The organism is Hafnia alvei, from assembly GCF_900095695.1.
GTDB lineage: Bacteria > Pseudomonadota > Gammaproteobacteria > Enterobacterales > Enterobacteriaceae > Hafnia > Hafnia alvei_B.
The window spans coordinates 129,686-153,478 of the sequence record NZ_FMIQ01000027.1 but is presented as its reverse complement, the minus strand read 5'-3'; the positions used below and the strand labels follow the sequence as shown (position 1 = coordinate 153,478).

26 protein-coding genes are annotated in these 23,793 nt (G+C 49.7%); 14 read left to right on the top strand and 12 right to left on the bottom strand.

The window, feature by feature from the left end; genetic code table 11:
- Positions 1–76: 76 nt before the first annotated feature.
- The 4 genes from hslV to rraA all read left to right on the top strand — a co-directional run bounded on the left by hslV (position 77) and on the right by rraA (position 3,719).
- Positions 77–607: an ATP-dependent protease subunit HslV gene (gene hslV / locus BN1044_RS07900; protein WP_025801467.1), complete on the top strand. Its 531-nt coding sequence runs from the start codon at positions 77–79 to the stop codon at positions 605–607.
- An 11-nt stretch (positions 608–618) separates the two neighbouring features.
- Positions 619–1,950, top strand: coding sequence for an HslU--HslV peptidase ATPase subunit (gene hslU, locus BN1044_RS07895; protein ID WP_072308217.1), 1,332 nt, complete (start codon positions 619–621; stop codon positions 1,948–1,950).
- A 232-nt stretch (positions 1,951–2,182) separates the two neighbouring features.
- Positions 2,183–3,100 carry a 1,4-dihydroxy-2-naphthoate polyprenyltransferase gene (locus BN1044_RS07890; RefSeq protein WP_072308216.1) on the top strand — a complete coding sequence of 306 codons (918 nt, stop codon included), beginning with the start codon at positions 2,183–2,185 and terminating at the stop codon, positions 3,098–3,100.
- Positions 3,101–3,233: 133 nt separating this feature from the next.
- Entirely contained in the window at positions 3,234–3,719 is a 486-nt protein-coding gene (gene rraA, locus BN1044_RS07885) for a ribonuclease E activity regulator RraA (protein ID WP_004094220.1), read from the top strand.
- A gap of 73 nt (positions 3,720–3,792) precedes the next feature.
- On the opposite strand, the gene zapB is transcribed toward rraA, so the two are convergent.
- Positions 3,793–4,035, bottom strand: a complete 243-nt coding sequence (gene zapB, locus BN1044_RS07880) for a cell division protein ZapB (RefSeq protein ID WP_025801471.1) — start codon at positions 4,033–4,035, stop codon at positions 3,793–3,795.
- A gap of 520 nt (positions 4,036–4,555) precedes the next feature.
- On the opposite strand from zapB, the gene BN1044_RS07875 reads away from it, so the two are divergent.
- From BN1044_RS07875 to glpX, 3 genes are all read left to right on the top strand, one after another.
- Entirely contained in the window at positions 4,556–5,401 is an 846-nt protein-coding gene (locus BN1044_RS07875) for an MIP/aquaporin family protein (RefSeq protein WP_025801472.1), read from the top strand.
- An 89-nt stretch (positions 5,402–5,490) separates the two neighbouring features.
- Positions 5,491–6,999, top strand: coding sequence for a glycerol kinase GlpK (gene glpK / locus BN1044_RS07870; RefSeq protein WP_072308215.1), 1,509 nt, complete (start codon positions 5,491–5,493; stop codon positions 6,997–6,999).
- Positions 7,000–7,609: 610 nt separating this feature from the next.
- Complete coding sequence (gene glpX, locus BN1044_RS07865; RefSeq protein ID WP_072308214.1) at positions 7,610–8,620, top strand: class II fructose-bisphosphatase; 1,011 nt, start codon at positions 7,610–7,612, stop codon at positions 8,618–8,620.
- A gap of 55 nt (positions 8,621–8,675) precedes the next feature.
- Here glpX and emrD read toward each other — a convergent pair whose 3' ends face one another.
- Positions 8,676–9,860: a multidrug efflux MFS transporter EmrD gene (gene emrD / locus BN1044_RS07860; RefSeq protein WP_072308213.1), complete on the bottom strand. Its 1,185-nt coding sequence runs from the start codon at positions 9,858–9,860 to the stop codon at positions 8,676–8,678.
- Between the two features lie 292 nt (positions 9,861–10,152).
- Here emrD and BN1044_RS07855 point away from each other — a divergent pair, with 292 nt between their 5' ends.
- Positions 10,153–10,776: a helix-turn-helix transcriptional regulator gene (locus BN1044_RS07855; protein ID WP_072308212.1), complete on the top strand. Its 624-nt coding sequence runs from the start codon at positions 10,153–10,155 to the stop codon at positions 10,774–10,776.
- 2 nt (positions 10,777–10,778) lie between these two features.
- Positions 10,779–11,525 carry a ferredoxin--NADP(+) reductase gene (gene fpr / locus BN1044_RS07850; RefSeq protein ID WP_072308211.1) on the top strand — a complete coding sequence of 249 codons (747 nt, stop codon included), beginning with the start codon at positions 10,779–10,781 and terminating at the stop codon, positions 11,523–11,525.
- A gap of 48 nt (positions 11,526–11,573) precedes the next feature.
- Here the strand turns inward: fpr and BN1044_RS07845 are convergent, their stop codons facing one another.
- A complete protein-coding gene (locus BN1044_RS07845) occupies positions 11,574–12,005 on the bottom strand; it encodes a DUF805 domain-containing protein (RefSeq protein WP_072308210.1) in 432 nt (143 codons plus the stop codon).
- Between the two features lie 177 nt (positions 12,006–12,182).
- Here BN1044_RS07845 and BN1044_RS07840 point away from each other — a divergent pair, with 177 nt between their 5' ends.
- Both BN1044_RS07840 and tpiA read left to right on the top strand, forming a co-directional pair.
- The gene (locus tag BN1044_RS07840; RefSeq protein ID WP_072308209.1) at positions 12,183–12,869 is read left to right on the top strand and encodes a DUF1454 family protein; all 687 of its coding nucleotides are present in this window, start codon (positions 12,183–12,185) and stop codon (positions 12,867–12,869) included.
- Positions 12,870–12,995: 126 nt separating this feature from the next.
- Positions 12,996–13,763, top strand: a complete 768-nt coding sequence (gene tpiA, locus BN1044_RS07835) for a triose-phosphate isomerase (protein WP_025801482.1) — start codon at positions 12,996–12,998, stop codon at positions 13,761–13,763.
- 63 nt (positions 13,764–13,826) lie between these two features.
- On the opposite strand, the gene BN1044_RS07830 is transcribed toward tpiA, so the two are convergent.
- The 4 genes from BN1044_RS07830 to cpxP all read right to left on the bottom strand — a co-directional run bounded on the left by BN1044_RS07830 (position 13,827) and on the right by cpxP (position 17,792).
- Positions 13,827–14,816 carry a sulfate ABC transporter substrate-binding protein gene (locus BN1044_RS07830; protein ID WP_072308208.1) on the bottom strand — a complete coding sequence of 330 codons (990 nt, stop codon included), beginning with the start codon at positions 14,814–14,816 and terminating at the stop codon, positions 13,827–13,829.
- Positions 14,817–15,033: 217 nt separating this feature from the next.
- Complete coding sequence (pfkA, locus tag BN1044_RS07825) at positions 15,034–15,996, bottom strand: 6-phosphofructokinase (protein ID WP_025801484.1); 963 nt, start codon at positions 15,994–15,996, stop codon at positions 15,034–15,036.
- 255 nt (positions 15,997–16,251) lie between these two features.
- Positions 16,252–17,154 (bottom strand): CDF family cation-efflux transporter FieF, encoded by a 903-nt coding sequence (gene fieF / locus BN1044_RS07820; RefSeq protein ID WP_072308207.1) that lies wholly within the window; start codon positions 17,152–17,154, stop codon positions 16,252–16,254.
- A 164-nt stretch (positions 17,155–17,318) separates the two neighbouring features.
- On the bottom strand, positions 17,319–17,792 hold the full coding sequence (cpxP, locus tag BN1044_RS07815) for a cell-envelope stress modulator CpxP (RefSeq protein WP_025801487.1): 474 nt from the start codon (positions 17,790–17,792) through the stop codon (positions 17,319–17,321).
- 151 nt (positions 17,793–17,943) lie between these two features.
- Between cpxP and cpxR the strand changes: the two genes are divergently transcribed.
- From cpxR to trmL, 3 genes are read left to right on the top strand one after another with little or no spacing between them, the layout of a single operon-like run.
- Positions 17,944–18,642, top strand: coding sequence for an envelope stress response regulator transcription factor CpxR (gene cpxR, locus BN1044_RS07810; protein WP_025801488.1), 699 nt, complete (start codon positions 17,944–17,946; stop codon positions 18,640–18,642).
- Positions 18,639–20,009 carry an envelope stress sensor histidine kinase CpxA gene (gene cpxA / locus BN1044_RS07805; RefSeq protein ID WP_025801489.1) on the top strand — a complete coding sequence of 457 codons (1,371 nt, stop codon included), beginning with the start codon at positions 18,639–18,641 and terminating at the stop codon, positions 20,007–20,009. Before cpxR ends, cpxA begins: the two co-directional genes overlap by 4 nt.
- Positions 20,010–20,051: 42 nt before the next feature.
- Entirely contained in the window at positions 20,052–20,525 is a 474-nt protein-coding gene (trmL, locus tag BN1044_RS07800) for a tRNA (uridine(34)/cytosine(34)/5-carboxymethylaminomethyluridine(34)-2'-O)-methyltransferase TrmL (protein WP_072308238.1), read from the top strand.
- A gap of 61 nt (positions 20,526–20,586) precedes the next feature.
- Here trmL and cysE read toward each other — a convergent pair whose 3' ends face one another.
- The 5 genes from cysE to BN1044_RS07775 all read right to left on the bottom strand — a co-directional run bounded on the left by cysE (position 20,587) and on the right by BN1044_RS07775 (position 23,783).
- Positions 20,587–21,408: a serine O-acetyltransferase gene (gene cysE / locus BN1044_RS07795; RefSeq protein WP_040045225.1), complete on the bottom strand. Its 822-nt coding sequence runs from the start codon at positions 21,406–21,408 to the stop codon at positions 20,587–20,589.
- A gap of 122 nt (positions 21,409–21,530) precedes the next feature.
- Positions 21,531–22,550 carry an NAD(P)H-dependent glycerol-3-phosphate dehydrogenase gene (gene gpsA, locus BN1044_RS07790; RefSeq protein ID WP_072308206.1) on the bottom strand — a complete coding sequence of 340 codons (1,020 nt, stop codon included), beginning with the start codon at positions 22,548–22,550 and terminating at the stop codon, positions 21,531–21,533.
- Positions 22,550–23,023: a protein-export chaperone SecB gene (gene secB / locus BN1044_RS07785; RefSeq protein ID WP_025801493.1), complete on the bottom strand. Its 474-nt coding sequence runs from the start codon at positions 23,021–23,023 to the stop codon at positions 22,550–22,552. Before secB ends, gpsA begins: the two co-directional genes overlap by 1 nt.
- A 62-nt stretch (positions 23,024–23,085) precedes the next feature.
- Positions 23,086–23,334, bottom strand: a complete 249-nt coding sequence (gene grxC / locus BN1044_RS07780) for a glutaredoxin 3 (protein ID WP_025801494.1) — start codon at positions 23,332–23,334, stop codon at positions 23,086–23,088.
- A 17-nt stretch (positions 23,335–23,351) separates the two neighbouring features.
- On the bottom strand, positions 23,352–23,783 hold the full coding sequence (locus BN1044_RS07775; protein ID WP_072308237.1) for a rhodanese-like domain-containing protein: 432 nt from the start codon (positions 23,781–23,783) through the stop codon (positions 23,352–23,354).
- Positions 23,784–23,793: the final 10 nt, after the last annotated feature.

Genomic DNA, 23,793 nt, shown 5'->3' with positions numbered 1-23,793 from the left:
ATCCCCCCCATCTATCTGACAATGCCCCCACACAAAAGTGTGGGGTTCTTATTTCGTCAGCTACGGGGGTCTGCTCGTGACAACAATAGTAAGCGTACGCCGCAACGGTAAAGTGGTGATCGGTGGTGATGGTCAGGCGACCATGGGCAATACCGTGATGAAAGGTAATGTTCGTAAAGTGCGTCGTCTCTATAACGACCGTGTTATTGCCGGATTTGCTGGCGGCACCGCAGATGCCTTCACCCTGTTCGAACTCTTTGAACGTAAACTGGAACTGCATCAGGGACATTTGGTTAAAGCCGCCGTTGAGCTTGCCAAAGACTGGCGCACCGACCGCATGCTGCGCAAACTCGAAGCGCTGCTGGCCGTCGCGGATGAAAACGCCTCCCTCATCATCACCGGCAACGGTGACGTTATTCAGCCTGAAAATGATTTAATCGCGATAGGTTCCGGCGGCCCGTATGCTCAGGCAGCCTCTCGCGCATTGCTAGAAAACACAGAACTGAGTGCCCGCGAAATCGTTGATAAAGCGCTGGGTATAGCTGGTGATATCTGCATCTACACCAATCAGTTCCACACCATTGAAGAATTAGACTCCAAAGCGTAAGGACTCCAAACATGTCTGAGATGACCCCACGCGAAATTGTCAGCGAACTCGACAGCTACATCATTGGCCAACACTCGGCAAAACGCGCCGTGGCAATTGCCCTGCGTAACCGCTGGCGTCGTATGCAGCTCAACGATGAGCTGCGTCATGAAGTGACACCAAAAAATATTCTGATGATCGGCCCAACCGGCGTCGGTAAAACCGAAATCGCCCGCCGTCTGGCTAAATTAGCCAACGCACCGTTCATCAAGGTTGAAGCCACCAAGTTCACAGAAGTGGGCTATGTGGGTAAAGAAGTTGACTCTATCATCCGCGATTTAACTGACTCTGCCATGAAAATGGTGCGCATGCAGTCCATCGAAAAGAACCGCTATCGCGCCGAAGAAATGGCCGAAGAGCGTATTCTGGACGTCTTGATCCCACCAGCAAAAAACAACTGGGGTCAGGCTGAGCAAAGCGCCGAGCCATCCGCTGCGCGCCAGAGCTTCCGCAAGAAACTGCGTGAAGGTCAGCTTGATGATAAAGAAATCGAATTAGAATTAGCCGCTTCACCGGTTGGCGTTGAAATCATGGCTCCTCCTGGCATGGAAGAAATGACCAACCAGCTGCAGTCCATGTTCCAAAATCTGGGTGGGCAAAAGCAGAAAGCGCGCAAAATCAAAATCAAAGAAGCGTTCAAGCTACTGATTGAAGAAGAAGCCGCAAAACTGGTTAATCCAGAAGAGCTGAAAGAGCAGGCGATTCACGCCGTTGAGCAAAACGGTATCGTATTTATCGATGAGATCGACAAAATCTGTAAACGCGGTGAATCCTCAGGCCCAGACGTTTCCCGCGAAGGGGTTCAACGTGACCTGTTGCCTCTGATTGAAGGCTGCACCGTATCCACCAAGCACGGCATGGTGAAAACCGATCACATTCTGTTTATTGCTTCTGGTGCATTCCAGGTATCCAGCCCATCGGATCTGATCCCAGAACTTCAGGGCCGTCTGCCAATTCGCGTTGAACTACAGGCGCTGACGACAGAAGACTTCGAACGTATCCTGACTGAGCCAAGCGCGTCCCTGACAGAGCAGTATCAGGCGTTAATGGCAACTGAAGGTCTGAGCATTAACTTTACCGCTGACGGCGTACGCCATATTGCTGAAGCGGCATGGCGAGTTAACGAAAGCGCAGAAAATATCGGTGCGCGTCGCTTACATACCATTCTGGAACGTCTGGTCGAAGAAATTTCCTTCGAAGCCAGCGAAATGAGCGGTCAAACAGTGACGATTGATGCGGAATATGTACGTAATCATCTTGATGAGCTCGTTGCAGATGAAGATCTGAGCCGGTTTATTCTATAATTCGTTTTAAGAACCGTCCCTATCGGTTGTCGTAAAAGGGAGGCTTTGGCCTCCCTTTTTTACGTCTATACCCTAAACTATTGGCATTGCACGACACGGCTAACGCCAAGGCAGCATCACGGATAACGGGTATACAATATCCATTTGATAAAATATGGTAGATTACCGACCTTAACTGGAACCCTCACCCGAATATTTCACGATGGGATCCCCTGAGCGACTGAAGCGAATAATGAGTTCATCAACAACGATTAGCAGGCCACGCGCCTGGTTGGAAAGTTTGCGCCTGCGTACCTTGCCGCTGGCTTTGGCATCCATTGTCACAGGTTCTGCCATTGCAGCTTGGCAACATACCTTTAAGGTCGAAATTGCACTGCTTGCGCTGCTGACGGCGGCGATGCTGCAAATACTCTCCAACCTCGCCAATGACTATGGCGATGCCGTGAAAGGCAGCGATACCGAAGAGCGAATTGGGCCACTACGCGGTATGCAAAAAGGCGTAATTACCCAAGCGCAGATGAAACGTGCGCTAGGCATTACCGTAGTCATCACCATTTTATCCGGTATCGCATTAATTGCCGTCGCCTGCCAGAAGCCACAAGATATCATCGGATTTTTGGCTTTAGGTTTAATGGCCATCGTCGCCGCTATTACTTACACCGTAGGTACTCGTCCTTATGGCTATATGGGCTTAGGCGATATTTCTGTGCTGGTGTTCTTTGGCTGGCTCAGCGTAGCAGGCACGTACTATTTGCAGGCGGGGACTTTTGACAGCGTCGTCATGCTGCCTGCCACCGCCTGTGGCTTCTTAGCCACTGCGGTTTTGAATATCAATAACCTGCGCGATATCGAAAACGATGCGATGAATGGCAAAAACACGCTTGCCGTGCGTCTCGGGCCCATCAAGGCACGCGTCTACCACGTCGCTTTACTGGTTGGCGCCGTAGTATGCCTAGCACTGTTCGCCTTGGTAAATCTCAAAAGCGCCTTTGGCTGGCTGTTCGTTCTCGCTATCCCCATGCTGTATAAGCATGGCCGCTACGTTTTCACGCACCGCACGCCAGAAGCAATGCGACCAATGCTAGAAAACATGGTGAAAAGTGCCTTACTAGCCAACGTCTTATTCGCCATCGGCACCGTGCTCAGCTAATTCCCTTCTTTTCGCTGGCGCGCAAAACGTGCGCCAGCGCCGCGTTTAGCCATATTTAACAATTGGTGTTTTTGCAAACAACATGCATAAGGGGATATACTAGACCTCCCTGCGGCAAACAGACGTTAATCCTATGAAATACGATACTTCCGAACTATGCGACATTTATCATGAAGATGTGAATGTAGTAGAACCGTTGTTCTCCAACTTTGGTGGGCGTACTTCGTTTGGCGGGCAGATCACTACGGTGAAATGCTTTGAGGATAACGGCCTGCTCTATGAACTGCTGGAAGAAAACGGGCGTGGACGCGTGATGGTCATCGACGGCGGCGGCTCTGTGCGTCGTGCTTTAATCAACGCGGAACTGGCTCGTCTTGCTACTCAAAATGAGTGGGAAGGCATTGTAGTTTACGGTGCCGTTCGTCAGGTCGATGACCTTGAGGAGCTGGATATCGGTATTCAAGCAATGGCGGCGATTCCTGCTGGCGCAGATGGAGAAGGCATCGGCGAAAGCGATATTCGCGTCAACTTCGGCGGCGTGACCTTCTTCTCCGGCGATCATCTGTATGCTGATAACACCGGTATTATTCTTTCCGAAGAACCGTTGGATCTTGAATAATCCATCGCTTTCTTTGTGAGAAAAGGCGCTCATTGAGCGCCTTTTTTATATCTAAACCATGAACAAAGATAACTTAGTTAACTTCATCCATGCGGCCTAACAAAGAGCGCAGGCGCTCCTGCCATGCAGTTTGTTCTTCTTTAAGCTGTTCGTTTTCACGCACCAAAGACTCACGAGAGCCAGCGGCTTGCTGAACTTCTTGATTCAGTTGAGTGTTCTGTTCTTTCAGCTCTTCGATTTCCATCTGCAACAGCGTAATGGTATCAATCGCCTGCTGAACTTTTGCTTCCAATTTTTCAAATACTTCAAATGACATTCTTCTGTCCCCTTATCATAGCCAGGCGTACATCTGCTGTAGTGAGTGCGTTTCTTTAGCACCCACTGCGAAAATATAGTTGCGCCCATAAACACAACGGCTGCTGTCACCCCAAGGCGCGCAAGCCACTGCGCAATAAATTCGTTTCAACTCCGATTGTATGTACCCCATTCTCTACTGTCTAGCGCGATACTGAGGCAAAGTGCAGTCTGTAACAAATTCGCACCTTCTGCCTATCAGCAAATCCCTAAAAAAAGCATTTTTCACTACGACGTTGATTTCACAATTATTTTACAAAATCGTGTCACCATGATCTGTGTCAGTGGTCAGATCACAAAAAAATATCGCTAAAAGAGCACTAAATGCGCGGCTTCACTCATTTTTATGACGAAGCACACACATTTTGATTTCGCTATTTCTCGTTTTTGCTCGTTAACGATAAATTTACATCAGGCCCAGAAAAAATAGATAAGGGCTGACCCTTACTCCCTACAATAATTCGTCGTTAGGACATCAAGTCATGAGCCAAACAGCTAGTTCAACGTTAAAAGGGCAATGCATCGCTGAATTTCTCGGCACCGCGTTGCTGATATTTTTTGGATGTGGCTGCGTAGCCGCACTCAAGCTGGCGGGCGCAAGTTTTGGTCAGTGGGAAATAAGCGTCATTTGGGGCCTAGGTGTTGCTATGGCCATTTACCTGACCGCTGCGATCTCCGGTGCACACCTTAACCCTGCAGTGACCATCGCGTTATGGCTATTTGCCTGCTTCGATAAACGTAAGGTTGTGCCTTATATCATCGCGCAGATCGCAGGTGCATTTTGCGCAGCAGCGTTAGTGTATGGCTTATATCACAACCTGTTTGTCGATTTCGAACAAGCCAACCACATCGTTCGCGGCAGCGTAGCCAGCTTAGATCAGGCGGGCGTATTCTCAACCTATCCAAATCCACATATCTCGGTGGGACAAGCATTCTTGGTTGAAACCGTGATTACTGCCATTCTGATGTGCTTGATCCTCGCCCTTACCGATGACGGTAACGGTATTCAGCGTGGCCCATTAGCGCCGCTGTTGATCGGTATCCTGATTGCGGTTATCGGTGCATCCATGGGGCCACTAACCGGATTTGCCCTAAATCCAGCGCGTGACTTTGGCCCTAAAATCTTTGCCTATCTGGCAGGATGGGGTGAAGTGGCCTTTACGGGTGCCCGTGATATTCCATACTTCTTAGTACCTATCTTTGGCCCAATCGTCGGTGCATGTATTGGTGCCTTCGGTTACCGCTCATTGATTGGCCGCCACTTGCCATGTGACGTGTGCAAGTTAGAAGATGAGCCAGCAGCGAAACCCGAACAGCGTAAGGCTTAGTCATTCACCGGCGTTGGCAATGTCTGCGCCGGTTTTCATCTCTTTGAGACACCATGTCGTTTTCAGTTCATCAACGCAGGATTAATGTTATGACGACCGAAAAAAAATACATCGTCGCGCTCGACCAAGGAACCACCAGCTCTCGTGCCGTGGTACTGGATCATGACGCTAATATCATCAGCGTCTCTCAGCGTGAATTTGAGCAAATCTATCCAAAAGCAGGATGGGTTGAACATGACCCAATGGAGATTTGGGCGACGCAAAGTTCTACTCTGGTCGAAGTTCTTGCGAAGGCAGATATTAGTTCAGATCAAATCGCCGGTATCGGTATCACCAACCAGCGTGAAACCACCATCGTGTGGGAAAAAGAAACCGGTAAGCCAATTTATAACGCTATCGTCTGGCAATGCCGCCGTACCGCTGACATTTGCGAAAAGCTGAAAAAAGCAGGTATGGAAGAGTACATTCGCCACAATACAGGCTTAGTGGTTGACCCGTATTTCTCCGGTACCAAAGTAAAATGGATTCTGGATCACGTTGAAGGTTCGCGTGAGCGTGCAAAGCGCGGCGAGCTGCTGTTCGGTACCGTGGATACATGGCTGGTATGGAAAATGACGCAGGGACGTGTTCACGTCACCGATTACACCAACGCCTCGCGTACCATGATGTTCAACATCCACACGCTTGAGTGGGATGATCGCATGCTGGAAGCGCTGGATATCCCTCGCGAAATGCTGCCAACCGTACGCCCATCGTCAGAAATCTATGGGCAAACCAACATCGGTGGTAAAGGCGGAACACGTATTCCAATCGCGGGCATCGCGGGTGACCAGCAGGCGGCACTTTATGGCCAGCTGTGTGTTCAGGAAGGCATGGCGAAAAATACCTATGGTACTGGCTGCTTCCTCCTGATGAATACGGGTAAAGAAGCGGTTCCTTCTAAGCACGGTCTATTGACGACCATCGCCTGTGGCCCACGCGGTGAAGTTAACTATGCGCTGGAAGGTGCGGTATTTATCGGTGGTGCATCTATTCAATGGCTACGCGATGAGATGAAACTTATCAACGATGCAGCCGACTCTGAATACTTTGCTACGAAAGTGAAAGACAGTAACGGCGTGTACGTTGTTCCGGCCTTCACCGGTTTGGGCGCACCGTATTGGGACCCGTATGCGCGTGGCGCTATCTTCGGTCTAACCCGCGGCGTCAACGGCAACCACATCATTCGTGCAACGTTGGAATCTATCGCCTATCAAACTCGTGATGTGCTGGACGCCATGCAGGCAGACTCCGGTACTCGCCTGAAAGCGCTACGTGTGGACGGTGGTGCCGTTGCCAACAACTTCCTGATGCAGTTCCAGTCTGACATCCTTGGTACGCGTGTTGAGCGCCCTGCGGTGCTAGAAGTCACCGCGTTGGGTGCCGCTTATCTGGCTGGCCTAGCCGTTGGTTTCTGGAGCGATCTGGAAGAACTGCGCAGCAAGGCAACTATCGAGCGCGAATTCCGCCCAAGTATTGAAACCGTGGAACGTAACTACCGTTACAGCGGCTGGAAAAAAGCGGTGGCGCGAGCTCAAGCGTGGGAAGAGCACGATTGATATTGAGCTCGCCAGTTATGTATATAACTAAGGTGTAAGGTTTCGTTCGCCCGCTAGCCGTTGTGTTTTTCTGCAACCGCTGGCGTAGGCGACCGATGAGGGGCGCCAGCGCGCGCCCCTTCAATCCTCGCGCTTTTATCAGAGATGCCATCTCCGCTCCGGTTTGGTATCTCCCATCCCGGGCGCCCCAAACTCCGCCGGTACATCCCTGTACCGTCGGCTCTCTCTACCAAGGCTTAAACAATTAAAAGATAAGAAGACAAAATGTCTTTTGTCTTTTTCACGTTGAAAGAATGCATTTTAGAGCCGCTAGCAGGGATGCTGGTGGCAGGTTGAGGGCGCACAGGATGTGCGCTCCGAGACCGGTCGGGCAAACAGCTCGGTAAAAAGCGCGCGAGTTGAGAGCCCCCGCGCAACGGGGCTCTCATCGGACGCCTACGCCGGCGGTTTCATGGAAACAAATTTGCTAATTGGCGGACGAAACCCTTCACAGATCTAACATGGAGATATAAAGCAGCGGTAATCGTTTTCCAATTCCCCCACTCACCTTGTGCTAAAATCCCCTCCCGTCTTTATCCTTCAAACTTTCAGTAACCAATACGGATCTACAATGAAACGTGAATTAGCCATCGAGTTCTCCCGCGTCACAGAAGCCGCAGCACTGGCAGGTTATAAATGGTTAGGTCGTGGTGACAAAAATGCCGCCGACGGCGCTGCCGTAAATGCGATGCGTATTATGCTCAATCAGGTCGATATCGACGGGGAAATCGTCATCGGCGAAGGCGAGATCGATGAAGCGCCAATGTTATATATCGGCGAGCGTGTCGGTACCGGCAGCGGCGATCAGGTTGATATCGCGGTAGATCCTATTGAAGGCACTCGCATGACGGCCATGGGGCAATCAAATGCGCTCGCCGTGATAGCTGTCGGTGATAAAGGTACGTTTTTACGCGCGCCAGATATGTATATGGAAAAGCTAGTCGTTGGGCCCCAAGCTAAAGGCGCTATCGATTTAAATCGCCCATTGGCCGAAAACCTACGTTTAGTCGCTGAAAAATTGGCAAAACCCCTGCATGAACTAACCGTCATCACGCTGGCAAAACCTCGCCATGATGCCGTTATTGCGGAAATGCAGGCGATGGGCGTTAAAGTTTTTGCCATTCCAGACGGCGATGTTGCCGCTTCAATTCTGACCTGCATGCCTGAAAGCGAAGTCGATGTGATGTATGGCATTGGCGGTGCACCTGAAGGCGTGGTATCAGCCGCCGTTATTCGTGCTCTGGATGGCGATATGCATGGACGCCTGCTGGCACGTCACGACGTAAAAGGCGATACGCCGGAAAACCGTGCTTTAGGCGAGCAGGAGCTGAAGCGCTGCGCTGAAATGGGTATTGAAGCCGGCAAAGTACTACGTCTGGATGAAATGGCGCGTAACGATAACGTGGTGTTCTCCGCAACGGGGATCACTAAGGGCGATTTGCTGGAAGGGATTTATCGTAAAGGCAATATGGCGACAACGGAAACGCTGCTGATTCGTGGTAAGTCGCGCACCATTCGCCGCATTCGCTCAACGCATTATCTGGACCGTAAAGATCCGAAGATCTGCGAATTGATTATCTAGTTTCGCTCGTTCAGCCTCCCGTTCTTGAGGAGGCTGAACGATGTTATTTCAACGACTACGCCATATGCCCTTGCTGCTGCATTTTATGCGCCAGCGGCAGCCAGCAAAGCAGGATCATCACGCCCATCGCCGTCATTAACATACCTAGGCTGAATTGCCCCGTCTGAGGCAGCAGTGCTGAAAACCACGCCATAGCGCCAGAACCCACGTTTTGCAGTCCCCCGACTAAAGCACCCGCCGCACCGGCCAAGAATGGGAATGGCTCCATAGCACCGGTGGTAGCCAATGGGAACAGCATTCCGGCACCAAAGAAGAACAGCGCCGCAGGCACAACCAGCGTCCAGATATTCATAATGCCAAACCAACCCGGTATCCACATCATAAACCCAGCAACCAAACAGCTAATCACCGAATGCCACATCAACGTAGAGAAGCTTTTTCCCTGACGTCCAGCGTACCAAGCGCCAAAGAAGGCCGCTGGAATAGGCAGAATAAACAGAATGCTGACGACAATACCGCTAAGCTCTAATACGCCGCCCATTAAGACGCCAGAACAAGCTTCAAAAACAGCCACCCCGGCCAGTCCACCGACCAACATAATCAGATAGCAACCAAACGAGCCGTTGGTCAGCAACATCTTATAGCTAGCAAGCATATTCTTACGCGGCGCGTTGGCAGGGCGCGTTTCTGGCAGAAAGCGATACATCGAAAACATGACGCAAACGCAAAGCAGCAGCAGAAACCCATAGCAAGCACGCCAGCCTAATACCGAATCCAACATGCCACCGATTACCGGCGCCAACAGCGGACTGACCAGAATACCCATGTTTAATAGACTATTGGCATAACGTAGAGAAGGCCCTTCGTAAAGATCGCGTGGCATGGTTCGTGCCATCACACCGGCAACACCAGTCCCCATACCTTGCAAGGCACTCGCCATGATCAGCATGTCCAAATTGGTAGACAGCAATGCCCACAGCGCACCTGCGATGAAAATCCCCATACCGAGCAGAATAACGGGACGGCGCCCTACTCGATCGGATATCGGGCCGTAGATCAACTGCGATCCACCATAGGTCAGTAAATAAGCAGCCATCACGCCCTGTACCGCACCGCTACGCACGCCTAAATCGCGCGCCATATCGGCAATAGAAGGCACATAAATGGTTTGCGCCATCTGACCAACGGCGACTAATAGAATCAACATCACTAACAGATGAAAATTTTCGAGCTTTCTCATTATCTTACGCTTGCCGACGCATTAAATTAGTATAATCAACTATTCACTTGGTGAAAGTCAGGAAGTTAAATCCATAGATCGGCGCATAATCTAACAGATTGGTTTAAATAAACGAGAGAGTTAGGTTCTTTATTCTGAGGTGATTTGGCGTATAAAAGTACCTAACTCGTAAAGAAAAAGTTACAGCCCTATGTTCTTTCTGCGACGAGATTAAAAATAGAGAATATTAATCATTTAATAGCGATTTATAAGTTATTAAACTATATACCCACTTTCCAAAAGGATTTGAGTCATGAAGACACCAGAACTGATTATGCTGCAGTTGAAGAGCCTAGGCCCTCAATCAGCCAAAATGCTCGCAGATAGAATTGCTATCACGACTATGGGCATTCGCCAGCATTTACAGCAGCTCGAGCAACGTGAGCTTGTCTGTTATGAAGAGGCCAGAACCAAGGTGGGTCGCCCAACGCGTTATTGGTCATTAACCACCAAGGGCCACGGCCAATTCCCAGACCGTCATCAAGACTTGTCACGCGTGCTACTTGGCGCTGCACAGCAATTATTTGGTGATGAAGGCGTCGACAAACTCATTAACGTGCGCGAAGACTCTCTCTTCAATCGTTACGCGACCGAACTTGAAAAGCATCCTGAAGGAGAGGAACGCTTTCAGGCCTTAGCTCGCCTGCGCCAAAACGATGGTTATATGGCCGAGTTGGAAGTCGAAGACGATGCCGTCGTCCTGATCGAAAACCACTGTCCGATTGGCGTTGCAGCCCACAACTGCGGTAACTTATGCAACTCAGAGCTGAGTTTATTGCATCGTCTTTTAGGGCCGAACTATGAAATTGACCGAGTCGAGCATATTATTTCCAACTCACGCCGCTGTGCATATCGCATTACACCTCGGGAGTTGTAACCATGGCAGAATGGGTAACGGGAACCATTACTCAAGTTCAACACTGGACAGATAATCTGTTCAGCATACAGGTGCAAGCACCGGTCAAAGCCTTTACGGCTGGCCAGTTTGCCAAACTCGGCTTAGATATCAACGGTGAGCGCGTGCAACGCGCTTACTCTTACGTCAACGCGCCGAGCGATAGTAACTTAGAGTTTTATCTGGTGACCGTGCCTGATGGCAAGCTCAGCCCTCGCCTACATAGTCTGCAGGCCGGAGATACTTTACAGGTGACAGAAGAGGCCGCAGGCTTCTTTGTTCTGGAAGAGGTGCCTGACTGCAATACGCTGTGGATGCTCGCAACAGGAACCGCACTGGGGCCGTATCTGTCGATTCTGCAGGAAGGCAAAGACCTAGAACGCTTTGAAAATATCGTTTTGGTTCATGCGGCTCGTCTAGCGCAAGACCTAAGCTATTTACCGCTGATGCAACAACTTGAGCAGCGTTATAACGGTAAACTGCGGATTCAAACCGTGGTGAGCCGTGAGAATGCTGCGAGTTCGCTGCAGGGTCGAGTTCCTGCGTTAATTGAGGATGGCTCGCTGGAAGCCGCAGTTGGGCTGAAAATTGATGCCGACACTAGCCATATGATGCTGTGCGGCAATCCGCAGATGGTGCGCGATACCCAGCAGGTCTTGAAGGAAACGCGTGGGATGCGTAAGCATCTACGCCGTAAACCTGGCCATATTACCAGCGAGCATTACTGGTAATCGCGCTACGATCGAGTGCCGGATAAACTATCCGGCACTTTTCTTGGTTTAACGCCCCGCGTTCTTAAAATCGACAGGCGTAGGCTCTGGGCCAAAACGGTTATCGCCTTCTGTTCCCACGAATGAGCCGCAATCAATCAGCACCATCACGCCAATTAGCGTAGGAATAAAACGCCCAACGCCCCACTGCCAGATCTCGGCCAGCATGCTCCAATTTCCGGCGGCTAACATCCATGCCAGTACCACTAAAAGCGCCCACCAGCCTGATTTATTACGATCGTGCAAACGCTTCACCAGCACCGCAGCCGTTGGCCAAAGAGAAAATACTAAGCCAAATGCCGCCGTTTGCAGTGAAACCCAACCGCTTCCCGCAATGGAAAAAATAATCACTAAAAGCAGCGCCCACAATCCCATCCAAATCCAGAAATCGCGCCGCCCGATTCGTCCGTTAAAAGAGAAACACCATTTTTGAATGGTCATTTTCCGACGTTACCTACGTAATTAAACCTAATGGCGACAAAGTCTACCTTATCTCGATTAGTCATCGGGGAATTTTGCACACAATTTTGACAATCACCCTCCTAAAACGCTTTAATCAGGTATCAGGCGTGTGTATTACCAGCATTCAGAATAGTGGATTGGAAAATCAGACCAACAATGAAAAAAATGAGTTGCTACACATCCAACAAAGTTTTCTTCTTACCGATACTGCTTCTATGGGCCTCCACCATCAGTTTTTCTACCCATGCGGCATCAGATGAAAAGCACTCCCTGAGTGACGAGCTCCCTGCGGCGCCTTATCTGCTCCCCAATGCGCCCACGTTTGATTTAACGCTGGTTGAGTTCAGGTCTAAGTACAACGTTGAAAATCCGACGCTCATCATCAATGAATACCGTGCTATCAGTGTTAAAAATGAAGAAATAGCCATTACCCGCGCGGCGAGCAAAATCAACGACGAGCTCTACTCTTCGGTGGTGCTGGAAAAAGGCACCGGCAAGATTAAAAGCTTACAGATTACCTATGTCCCACCCGCCCCAGTAAAAAACGAAAAAGAGAGCGGCAAAGCTGAGGATAAAAAAGCAGTGAAGCCGGATGACAAAGACAAAGCATCACGCGCGCTGGCTGTAAATTATATGGCCGCCATCATGCGTCATTTTTCGCCTACACTGTCCTTTGATCAGTGCACCGCTAAGGTCTCCTCGCTGTTGAATAAAGGGAAAGGTCAGCTCTATTTCGCCCAAAATGATGGGGCATTGCGCTATGTGGTGTCAGATAGCGCAGAAAAAGGTATTACTTTCGCTGTTGAACCGATTAAGCTGTCGTTATCAGATAATGCAACTTAATCGCATCCTTTCGTATTTCATGATGGAAAACAAAACTTCTTAGTCGCGAGCTTTCTATACTGATTTACAGACAATGCCGTAAGGCAGACTTTTACGATTATGTGTTCCCGAATTGGAGAAATGAAAATGCGTCAACCATTAGTCATGGGCAACTGGAAACTCAACGGCAGCCACCACATGGTCAACGAACTGATCCTCGCGCTGCGTAACGAACTGAGCGAAGTGGCCAACTGTGACGTTGCTATCGCGCCACCAACTATCTATCTGGATCAGGCTGCACATACTCTGGCGGGTTCTCGTATCGCTCTGGGTGCGCAAGACGTTGGCATCAACGCTTCTGGCGCATTCACTGGTGAAACCTCTGCTCAGATGCTGAAAGATGTTGGTGCTAAATACATCATTATCGGCCATTCAGAACGTCGTACTTACCACAAAGAAAGCGACGAGTTCATTGCTGAGAAATTCGCAGCGGTTAAAGAAGCAGGTTTAATCCCTGTTCTGTGCATCGGTGAAACCGACGCAGAAAACGAAGCAGGTAAAACTCAGGAAGTTTGTGCGCGTCAGTTAGACGCTGTGCTGAAAACCATGGGCGCTCAGGTGTTCAAAGGTGCAGTCATCGCTTACGAACCAGTATGGGCAATCGGTACTGGCAAATCTGCAACTCCAGCACAGGCTCAGGCCGTTCACAAATTCATCCGCGATCATATCGCTAAACACAACGCTGAAGCCGCTGAAGAAGTGATCATTCAGTACGGTGGTTCTGTGAATGCCGCTAACGCTGCTGAGCTGTTCACCCAGCCAGACATCGATGGCGCGCTGGTTGGCGGTGCATCTCTGAAAGCTGACGCTTTCGCAGTTATCGTTAAAGCAGCAGCTGAAGCGAAAAAAGCCTAATCGCTTTTTTGCACTTTAAATGCAAAAACCCCGGACATCCGGGGTTTTTTTATATCTAACATTTTATCGCTGCGAGATTTGATCAAACTCGCCACCGGTTGAAAAGTGCTCTTTCTGCGCTTTCTGCCAGCCGCCAAAGACTTGGTCAACGGTAAACAGCTTCAGCTGTGGGAACTGCTGGCTGTATTGTTTGGCAACTGCCTCATCGCGTGGGCGGTAGTAGTTCTTCGCGGCAATAGTTTGCCCCTCCGGTGAATACAGATACTTCAGATATTCATCAGCAACCTGACGTGTACCGCGCTTATCAACCACTTTATCGACAACCGATACCGTTGGCTCTGCAAGAATAGAAACGCTTGGCGTCACGATTTCAAACTGATCTTTACCCAGCTCATGCTGCGCCAACAACGCTTCATTTTCCCATGCAATCAGCACATCGCCGATGCCACGCTCAACAAAGGTATTGGTTGCGCCACGCGCGCCAGAATCCAGCACCTCTACGTTCTTATACAACGCTTTCACGAACTCTTTAGCTTTTGCCTGATCGTTGTTGTTGTTCTGCAATGCATAACCCCATGCGCCTAAATAGTTCCAACGAGCGCCGCCGGAGGTTTTTGGATTAGGAGTAATAATGGCAACGCCCGGCTTGATTAAATCATTCCAGTCGTGGATCTGCTTGGGATTTCCTTTACGTACCAAAAATACAATGGTCGAAGTGTAAGGTGCAGAGTTATCTGGCAGGCGTTTAATCCAGTTTTTATCGATGCGACCGCGTTCAGCGATGGCGTCAACGTCATAAGCCAGCGCGAGCGTGACAACATCGGCCTCGATGCCGTTGATGACCGAAGTCGCCTGCTTACCCGAGCCACCATGAGACTGTCTGATCGTCACATTATCGCCCGTTTCTTGCTTATAATGTTTGCTGAAAGCCTCGTTGTATTGTTGATAAAGCTCTCGCGTTGGATCGTAAGAAACGTTTAGCAACTGAATATCTTTTGCCAGCGCACCGGTAGCCACCAGCAGTAACGACAGCCCAATCCCGAATTTATGCATCACCGCTCTCCAAAACTTTGTCCCCAAGAAGTTAAGATAGAGCCTGCCAGAAACCCGAGAAATGATTAAAGAATAAAAAAGATACAGTTATATCTTCAAGGAATAATAAAAAGAGTTTTACTCAGAGGGTTTATTAGTCAGGATAAGCAAAAAGCCCCAAAAAGGGGCTTTTGAATCAGGTTCACTGTCGATTTGTGAAACGAGATTTGTGAAACGATTAGTACAGTACTTTCGCTGTTTCTAACCAGTCACCTTTGAACGGACGCTTCATGTTTTCCACAGCGTCGATGATGTCATGGTGAACCAGTTTTTCGTTCTGAATACCAACGCAACGGCCGCCATAACCCTGCAACAGCAGCTCAATGGAGTACGCACCCATGCGGGAAGCCAGAATACGGTCATAAGCAACCGGCGCACCGCCGCGCTGAATGTGGCCCAGTACGGTTGCACGAGTTTCACGACCGGTCTCTTGCTCGATGTGTTTCGCCAGTTCATCGATATCACAGATATGCTCGGTGATAGCCACAATCGCGTGTTTTTTACCTTTGATGATGCCCGCTTTGATTTCGTTAACCAGATCTTCGCGTTTGAACTCAACTTCTGGCAGAACGATGAATTCACAGCCACCGGCAATCGCCGCCGCCAGAGTCAAATCGCCACAGTAGCGACCCATCACTTCAACGATAGAGATACGCTGGTGAGAAGAAGAGGTATCACGCAGACGGTCAATCGCTTCAACCACGGTTTCTAACGCGGTGAAGTAACCGATGGTGTAGTCGGTACCGGCTACGTCGTTATCAATGGTGCCCGGCAAACCAATGCAAGGGAAACCCATTTCAGTGATGCGCTTCGCGCCCATGTACGAACCATCACCGCCGATAACGACCAATGCGTCTAAACCAACTTTACGCATGTTATCAACGGCTTTCTCACGCACTTTGTCGTCACGGAATTCAGGGAAACGCGCGGAACCCAAGAAAGTGCCACCGCGGTTAATCATGTCTGAAACACTTGAGCGATCCAGCTGCTTCATTCGACCTTCGTACAAGCCAAGGTAGCCGTCCTCAATACCGTAGACTTCTAACCCTTTCGCCAACGCTGCACGTACAACACCACGGATCGCAGCGTTCATACCTGGAGCGTCACCGCCACTCGTCAATACACCGATTTTCTTGATCATGACTACCTCTGAGCTTGTAGATGCTATTCTTAAGAATTGTTTTCGCCATCGCGCTAAACGTTATTATATGTGGTACAGGACACAGGTATAAAAAATGAACGTTTATCGCTGCTACTGCTGAATATTATATCAAAGTTATCCAGCTGAATTGATTCAGGTCAGTCTAGTTTGTGGTAAAAAAATTCCCAAGCATTTAAAGAATAAATTTAGAAACTCACCACACTAATAACATTATTTCTTATAGTTTAGCCGTGATTAGAGCTCCCAATGCCCTTTTCGTCCATCAGGCACCACCGAACATGGGTCTTGATGAATAATCACGTCCGAACCAGGAAAACGTTGCAAAATCGCCTGCTCAACCTGTTCAGCAATGCCATGAGCCTGAATTAAAGGCAGGTTGTCGTCCATCTCAATATGTAACTGAATAAAACGAGTCGGCCCAGACTGACGGGTTCTTAGATCATGCACGCCGCTGACGCCCGGCCAAGCGTGCACAATATCAACGATCGCCTGCCTTTCATCGTCATCCAAAGCCCGATCCAACAAAGACTGGACCGCTTCATATCCCATACGCAGCGCGCTATACAGGATATAAACCCCAATCCCCAACGCAAACAGGGAGTCCGCGCGGGTAAAGCCATACCAGCTCAGCCCCAGAGAAACAAGAATCGCACCGTTCATCATCACATCAGACTGATAATGGAGCATATCGGCACGCACCGCCTGACTGCGCGTTTTGCGCACAACCCAACGCTGGAAAGTGACCAATGCTATCGTACAAGCTAAAGCGATAATTGTTACCCCAATCCCCAAGCCTGGATCGGTCATGGGTTCAGGATTGATAAGGTGCTGGAATCCGGTGAGGAATAGGAACAACGCGGAACCAGAAATAAACATGCTTTGGGCCAGAGCAGCCAACGACTCGGCTTTCCCGTGACCAAACGTGTGCTCTTCATCGGCGGGCTGAAGAGAATAGCGAACCACAAACAGATTTGTCAGAGAGGCCGCGATATCCACCACGGAATCCACCAGCGACGCCAATAGGCTCACCGAGCCAGTATGCCACCAGGCAAGTGTTTTAATAATGAGGAGAGCGGTGGCAGTAACCGTGGCTCCCAGCGCAGCGGTTTTGACTAACCGTGCATACTGCTGGTCCATGAAAATTTCCTTTAACGATTAGGGCTGTTCAGTATAGCGAATTAATGACAAAAAAAAGCCTGTTGGAAAATGGCGCGATACGATCGTTAAATCACAGACAAAAAAAACCCCACCGTAAGGTGGGGAAGACAGGGATGGTGTCTATGGCAAGGAAAAACAGGGTGCTACTCTTTCGTACCTAACTTCAGGGCTGAAGTATTCTGCATGGTCGCTACCTGCTGCTGCCAACTGGCAATACGCTGCTGGTAACGCTCATTTAACTGGGCCTTTTGCTCGGGAGTCAGCAGGTTGTACATCTGGTTGCGAATTTTCGCCATTTCAACCTGACGGTTTATACTCTCCTGAGCCATTTTTTCGGCTAACTGCCGCACTGCGGCTTCATCGAACTTTTCTGCCGTTACCAGATTATGCATGGCTTCAGCCTCCGCTATATCAACGCGGGGTAAATCATGTCGCGCTAGTTGCATCAAATCGCGCATTTGTTGACGCTGATGTTCGGTAAGATTCACACCGTCAAACATGCGGTTATGATCCATACTTTGATACAACATACCGTTTTGTTGAGTGCCATCGGCAAATGCTGCGGTAGAGGCCATCGCAAGCATCAAAGTCATGGCTAACGAGGTTACTTTACGCATCATCTACTCCTTTGCTTTGGCTCGCTTATGTGAATCAACGAGAATCAGTGTAACTCGAGGCCTGAAAACTAGCGTCAGTGCATGTAAAACTAAGTAAAGTCATGGAATAGCGGCACTTGTTGTCGTATTTTGCGTCAGGAGGTAAACACCTATGAATAAAATTTTACTGGTTGATGACGATCGCGAACTGACGTCACTTTTACAAGAACTACTTGATTTAGAAGGTTTTAGCGTCGTGGTAGCGCACGATGGCGAACAGGCTCTGGAACTTTTAGATTCCAGCATTGATTTATTATTGCTCGACGTAATGATGCCAAAGAAAAACGGTATCGATACTTTGAAAGAAGTGCGCCAACATCATCAAACGCCGGTAATTATGCTCACGGCTCGCGGTAGCGAACTGGACCGAGTATTGGGTCTTGAGCTTGGTGCAGATGACTATCTGCCAAAACCATTTAACGATCGTGAACTGGTTGCGCGTATTCGTGCGATTCTGCGTCGCTCCAACTGGAATGAACAGCAGCAAAGCAACGAAAGCAATGCGCCAACGCTAGAGGTCGATCATCTGCTGCTTAATCCAGGACGTCAGGAAGCCAGCTTTGATGGGGAAACCTTAGAGCTCACCGGCACTGAATTTACCCTGCTCTACTTGCTGGCACAGCATTTGGGCCAGGTAGTGTCACGTGAGCATTTAAGCCAAGAAGTGCTCGGCAAACGTCTGACACCTTTTGACCGCGCGATTGATATGCATATTTCTAACCTGCGCCGTAAGCTGCCAGAGCGTAAAGATGGTCAGCCTTGGTTCAAAACGCTGCGTGGTCGCGGTTATCTGATGGTGTCTGTTTCATGATTAATAGCCTTACGGCACGTATCTTTGCCATTTTCTGGTTAACGCTGGCGTTGGTGCTGATGGTGGTGCTAATGCTGCCAAAGCTTGACTCACGCCAGCTAACCTCATTACTGGACAGTGAACGCCGTCAAGGCATTATGCTGGAGCAGCACGTAGAAGCAGAGTTGGCTGTCGATCCGGCGAATGACTTGATGTGGTGGCGCCGTTTGTTTCGCGCCATTGATAAATGGTCACCTCCGGGTCAACGCCTTCTGCTGGTGACAAGCGAAGGGCGCGTTATTGGCGCACAACGCAATGAAATGCAGATTGTACGTAACTTTATCGGCCAGTCTGATAACGCAGACCAGCCGAAAAAGAAAAAATATGGCCGACTCGAAATGCTCGGGCCATTCCCTATTCGTGATGGCGAAGATAACTACCAGCTCTATCTGGTTCGCCCCGCAAGCAGCCCTCAGTCTGATTTCATCAACCTGATGTTTGACCGACCACTGCTGCTGCTGCTTGTCACCATGCTTATCAGCTCGCCGCTGCTGCTTTGGCTCGCTTGGAGCCTCGCAAGCCCCGCTCGTAAGCTTAAAAACGCCGCCGATGATGTTGCCAGCGGTAACCTAAAACAGCATCCGGAACTGGAGGCTGGCCCACAGGAATTCTTAGCCACAGGCGCCAGCTTTAACCAAATGGTCAGCGCGCTCGAGCGCATGGTCAATGCACAGCAGCGTTTGATCTCTGATATTTCGCATGAGCTAAGAACGCCGCTCACGCGCTTGCAGCTTGCTACTGCGCTGATGCGCCGCCGCCATGGTGAATACAACGAACTTTCACGCATTGAGATGGAGGCACACCGCCTCGACAGCATGATTAACGACCTGCTGGCGCTATCACGTAATCAGCATAAAACCGAGCTAGAACGCGAACATTTAAAAGCCGATGAGCTCTGGGATGACGTGTTGGACAACGCGAAGTTTGAGGCTGAGCAGGTTGGGAAAACGCTAGAGATAATCAGCCCTCCAGGACCTTGGCCGCTATTTGGCAGCCATGCAGCTCTGGATAGCGCGGTTGAAAATATCGTGCGTAACGCGTTGCGCTACTCTCATCATCAGATTGCGGTGACGTTTAGCTGCGACAATCAGGGCATCACCATCCACGTTGATGATGATGGTCCAGGCGTTGCACCAGAAGATCGCGAACAAATTTTCCGGCCGTTCTACCGCACTGATGAAGCGCGCGATCGTGAATCGGGAGGAACAGGCTTGGGTCTCGCCATCGTAGAAACCGTCGTTGAACAGCATAATGGCTGGGTGAAAGCCGAAGACAGCCCGCTGGGCGGTTTACGCCTAACGCTTTGGCTTCCGCTTTATACGCGATAAGTTTGGAGTATAATGCGCCCCCTGACCTTGGGGGCGCATTACATGCTTAATATCGTTTTATTTGAACCTGAAATCCCACCGAATACCGGCAATATCATCCGTCTTTGCGCCAATACTGGCTTTAGCTTGCACCTCATTGAGCCTTTAGGCTTCACATGGGATGACAAACGCTTACGCCGCGCAGGTTTGGACTATCACGAATTTGCTACGCTGAAGAAACACCATGACTATCAAGCATTTCTCGATAGCGAAAAGCCAGAACGCCTGTTTGCATTGACCACTAAAGGTACTCCAGCACACAGCGCGGTGAACTATCAGGCCGGAGATTATCTGGTGTTTGGCCCAGAAACACGTGGCCTACCCGCCTACATTTTGGATGCACTTCCTGCACAGCAGAAGATCCGCATCCCGATGCTCGCCAGCAGCCGCAGCATGAACCTGTCTAACGCAGTTTCAGTGGTGGTTTACGAAGCATGGCGTCAATTAGGCTACGAAGGGGCTTTGCTCAAAGAGTGAGTTTTACTGTGATATGCGAGGCAGGCGAGTGTCTGCCCCGTAGAATGAAATGAACCTGTCGTTAAATTCCGTCGCCGAACTCAAAACCATCGTGTGAACCATTAAACAACTGATCCATATCCATAGACGGTTTTTCACTTTCAGGACGCCCTACGATGCGCGCAGGCACGCCCGCCGCCGTGGTATGAGCAGGAATAGGATGTAGAACCACTGAACCCGCACCAATCTTGGCTCCGCGGCCCACTTCGATATTACCCAGAATTTTAGCGCCCGCGCCGATCATAACGCCTTCACGGATCTTCGGATGACGATCGCCCCCTTCTTTACCCGTACCACCCAGTGTTACGGATTGCAGAATAGACACGTCGTTTTCAACCACGGCCGTTTCGCCGATCACAATACCCGTCGCATGATCGAGCATGATCCCACAGCCAATACGCGCAGCAGGATGAATATCAACGCCAAAAACAACCGAGATTTGATTTTGCAGGTAAATGGCTAGTGCTTTGCGATCTTGCGACCATAACCAATGACCAATGCGGTAGGCCTGCAAGGCATGAAAACCTTTCAGGTAAAGCAATGGCGTGGAGTATTTGTCTACCGCAGGATCTCGCTGGCGAACAGCGAGAATATCGCGCGCCGCGTAATCTGTCATATTGGTATCGGCGCGATACGCCTCTTCCACCACTTCACGAATAGCGATAGCAGGCATAATGGCATTGGCCAGTTTATTCGCCAAAATATAGCTCAGCGCACTGCCCAAATTTTCATGCTTAAGGAGTGTTGCGTGATAGAAACTAGCCAGCATCGGCTCACACTCGGCTAAACCACGCGCCTCGGTTTTGATGCATTGCCAGATTTGTTCTAGTTCTTCTATCGACATACAACACTCCCTTCAATCAATTTAATTGCTGCCGTTACTATATCAGCTATAGTTATAATTCAGACAACAATTAATCAGACCAGCCGTAGCATGGTCAAGCCTTGATGTTAAAAACTTGATCTCTAACGGCTGGTTTTTTCGTCTTTGCGTGCTCGACCTAACAGCGTCAACGCCGCTTCACGAGCATCTTTATGGCAATAAAGCACTTGATAGATTTGCTCAGTGATTGGCATCTCCACACCAAAGCGCTGGGCCAAAGCCATCACTTCTTTAGTATTTCGATAACCTTCAACCACTTGGCCGATCTTATCCTGCGCTTCCTGCACACCAACACCCTGTCCGAGCATAATCCCAAAACGGCGGTTACGAGACTGGTTGTCAGTACAGGTCAACACTAAGTCACCCAATCCAGACATCCCCATAAAGGTGGTTGGATCGGCACCCAGCGCAACGCCAAGACGACTCATTTCGGTCAACCCACGCGTGATCAATGCAGTTCTGGCGTTCGCACCAAAGCCGATGCCGTCAGACATGCCTGCGCCAATGGCAATCACGTTTTTTACCGCACCACCTAGCTGTACACCGATGAAATCAGGGTTGCTATAAACACGGAAGCTTTTGCCGCAGTGTAGTAGCTGCTGTAAATCGTCGGTGAACTGTGCGTCGGTAGATGACAGCGCAATTGCCGTCGGCAAGCCCGCGGCCAGTTCTTTGGCAAACGTTGGGCCTGATAGCGTAGCTAAAGGAATGTCAGGGCCAAGCGCTTCACGAGCAACATCTTGTAGCAAACGACCTGTTTCTGCTTCTAATCCCTTGGTTGCCCAAACGATTCGTGAATCAGCACGCAGGTATGGCTTCAGTTGACGCAACACTTCACCAAACACATGGCTCGGCACAACGACCAGCACATCACGGCTTGCAGCCATTGCCTTCGCAAGATCGGTTTCCAGCGTCAGCGTATCAGGGAAAGGAACATCAGGCAGGAATGCCTGATTACAACGCGCAGCATCCAGTGCTTTGATATGTTTAGGGTCGTGACCCCATAACACCACTTGATGCCCATTACGCGCCAGCGTAATTGCCAAAGCGGTGCCGTACGAGCCGGCACCGATGACGGTCATTGAAGCCGTAGGGTTATTCATTAGGCATCCTGAGGCTGCTGTTCAGCACCTTCTGCGCCTTCAGCCTGCTGCAGATAATTCATGAACAGTGCATCGAAGTTCACTGGAGCCAAGTTCAGCTGTGGGAAAGTACCACGAGAAACTAGGCTGGTGATGCATTCACGTGCATATGGGAACAGGATGTTCGGGCAGTAAGCACCCAGGCAATGCGCCATCTGAGTTCCTTCGATGCCAGAAATAGTGAAGATACCAGCCTGCTGAACTTCACACAGGAATGCAGTTTCTTCGCCCAGAGTTGCCGTTACCGTCACGCGCAACACCACTTCAAATACGCCGTCAGCCAGCTGAGTGGATGCAGTATCCAGATCCAGTTTAACTTCTGGCTGCCAATCTTTCTGGAATACAGCGGGCGCATTTGGAGCTTCGAAAGAGATATCTTTGGTGTATACACGTTGGATCTGGAAAGACATCTCTGAGTTGTTTTGTTCTGACATAGCGTTAATACCTTTTAAGTTAATATCCATAAATGGGAATTATGGGGCGAATACCGCACGGGTTACAGCAACGGGTCGAGGCCGCCTTTTGCATCCAGCGCGTGTAAATCGTCACAGCCACCAATGTGCTGCCCATCAATAAAAATTTGTGGCACGGTTGTACGACCACTGCGCTCAATCATTTCTTCACGCTTTTTCGGATCGTTATCAATAGCAATTTCATTAAACTGAGCGCCTTTTGACTGCAACAACGCTTTCGCACGATGACAGAAAGGACAGGTCGCTTTGGTATAGATCTCAATGTTTGCCATGATGAATTCCTTGCAGATTATTTACCGCGAGCTAAAGGCAGATTGTCACTGCTCCAGCCTGCGATGCCGTCTTTCAACGTATAAACACGCTCAAAGCCCGCTTTCACTAAATGCTCACCCGATTCACGAGAGCTCATGCCATTGGCACAAACCACGATAACCGGCTGAGCTTTATGTTTCTCTAATTCACCAAAGCTGCCATTTTTCAGGTCGCTAGGCGTCAGATTCAGAGAGTTTGCCAGATGACCCTTGCGGAAATCTTCGCGAGTACGGGTATCAACAACAACGGCATCTTCTTTGTTAATCAGAAGAGTGGCTTCACCACGAGTAATTTCTTTTACTTTGGAGAAACGGCTTTTAAAGGTGGTGACCAGTACTGCTACAAACAGAACAATCCACGCTACGCTAAGTATGGGATGGGCACTCACAAATTGCATAATCTCTTGCATTTGCATGGGG

Excerpts from the sequence above, each read along its gene's own strand:
- emrD (WP_072308213.1), bottom strand. The coding sequence starts at position 9,860 with ATGAGAAAGCTCGAAAATTTTCATCTGTTAGTGATGTTGATTCTATTA.
- BN1044_RS07775 (WP_072308237.1), bottom strand. The coding sequence starts at position 23,783 with ATGCAAGAGATTATGCAATTTGTGAGTGCCCATCCCATACTTAGCGTA.
- BN1044_RS07845 (WP_072308210.1), bottom strand. The coding sequence starts at position 12,005 with ATGACCATTCAAAAATGGTGTTTCTCTTTTAACGGACGAATCGGGCGG.
- cpxA (WP_025801489.1), top strand. The coding sequence starts at position 18,639 with ATGATTAATAGCCTTACGGCACGTATCTTTGCCATTTTCTGGTTAACG.
- cpxP (WP_025801487.1), bottom strand. The coding sequence starts at position 17,792 with ATGCGTAAAGTAACCTCGTTAGCCATGACTTTGATGCTTGCGATGGCC.
- gpsA (WP_072308206.1), bottom strand. The coding sequence starts at position 22,550 with ATGAATAACCCTACGGCTTCAATGACCGTCATCGGTGCCGGCTCGTAC.
- pfkA (WP_025801484.1), bottom strand. The coding sequence starts at position 15,996 with ATGATCAAGAAAATCGGTGTATTGACGAGTGGCGGTGACGCTCCAGGT.
- glpX (WP_072308214.1), top strand. The coding sequence starts at position 7,610 with ATGAAACGTGAATTAGCCATCGAGTTCTCCCGCGTCACAGAAGCCGCA.
- BN1044_RS07890 (WP_072308216.1), top strand. The coding sequence starts at position 2,183 with ATGAGTTCATCAACAACGATTAGCAGGCCACGCGCCTGGTTGGAAAGT.
- trmL (WP_072308238.1), top strand. The coding sequence starts at position 20,052 with ATGCTTAATATCGTTTTATTTGAACCTGAAATCCCACCGAATACCGGC.
- fieF (WP_072308207.1), bottom strand. The coding sequence starts at position 17,154 with ATGGACCAGCAGTATGCACGGTTAGTCAAAACCGCTGCGCTGGGAGCC.
- tpiA (WP_025801482.1), top strand. The coding sequence starts at position 12,996 with ATGCGTCAACCATTAGTCATGGGCAACTGGAAACTCAACGGCAGCCAC.
- hslU (WP_072308217.1), top strand. The coding sequence starts at position 619 with ATGTCTGAGATGACCCCACGCGAAATTGTCAGCGAACTCGACAGCTAC.
- fpr (WP_072308211.1), top strand. The coding sequence starts at position 10,779 with ATGGCAGAATGGGTAACGGGAACCATTACTCAAGTTCAACACTGGACA.
- glpK (WP_072308215.1), top strand. The coding sequence starts at position 5,491 with ATGACGACCGAAAAAAAATACATCGTCGCGCTCGACCAAGGAACCACC.
- cpxR (WP_025801488.1), top strand. The coding sequence starts at position 17,944 with ATGAATAAAATTTTACTGGTTGATGACGATCGCGAACTGACGTCACTT.
- BN1044_RS07875 (WP_025801472.1), top strand. The coding sequence starts at position 4,556 with ATGAGCCAAACAGCTAGTTCAACGTTAAAAGGGCAATGCATCGCTGAA.
- BN1044_RS07840 (WP_072308209.1), top strand. The coding sequence starts at position 12,183 with ATGAAAAAAATGAGTTGCTACACATCCAACAAAGTTTTCTTCTTACCG.
- cysE (WP_040045225.1), bottom strand. The coding sequence starts at position 21,408 with ATGTCGATAGAAGAACTAGAACAAATCTGGCAATGCATCAAAACCGAG.
- rraA (WP_004094220.1), top strand. The coding sequence starts at position 3,234 with ATGAAATACGATACTTCCGAACTATGCGACATTTATCATGAAGATGTG.
- BN1044_RS07855 (WP_072308212.1), top strand. The coding sequence starts at position 10,153 with ATGAAGACACCAGAACTGATTATGCTGCAGTTGAAGAGCCTAGGCCCT.
- zapB (WP_025801471.1), bottom strand. The coding sequence starts at position 4,035 with ATGTCATTTGAAGTATTTGAAAAATTGGAAGCAAAAGTTCAGCAGGCG.
- BN1044_RS07830 (WP_072308208.1), bottom strand. The coding sequence starts at position 14,816 with ATGCATAAATTCGGGATTGGGCTGTCGTTACTGCTGGTGGCTACCGGT.
- secB (WP_025801493.1), bottom strand. The coding sequence starts at position 23,023 with ATGTCAGAACAAAACAACTCAGAGATGTCTTTCCAGATCCAACGTGTA.
- grxC (WP_025801494.1), bottom strand. The coding sequence starts at position 23,334 with ATGGCAAACATTGAGATCTATACCAAAGCGACCTGTCCTTTCTGTCAT.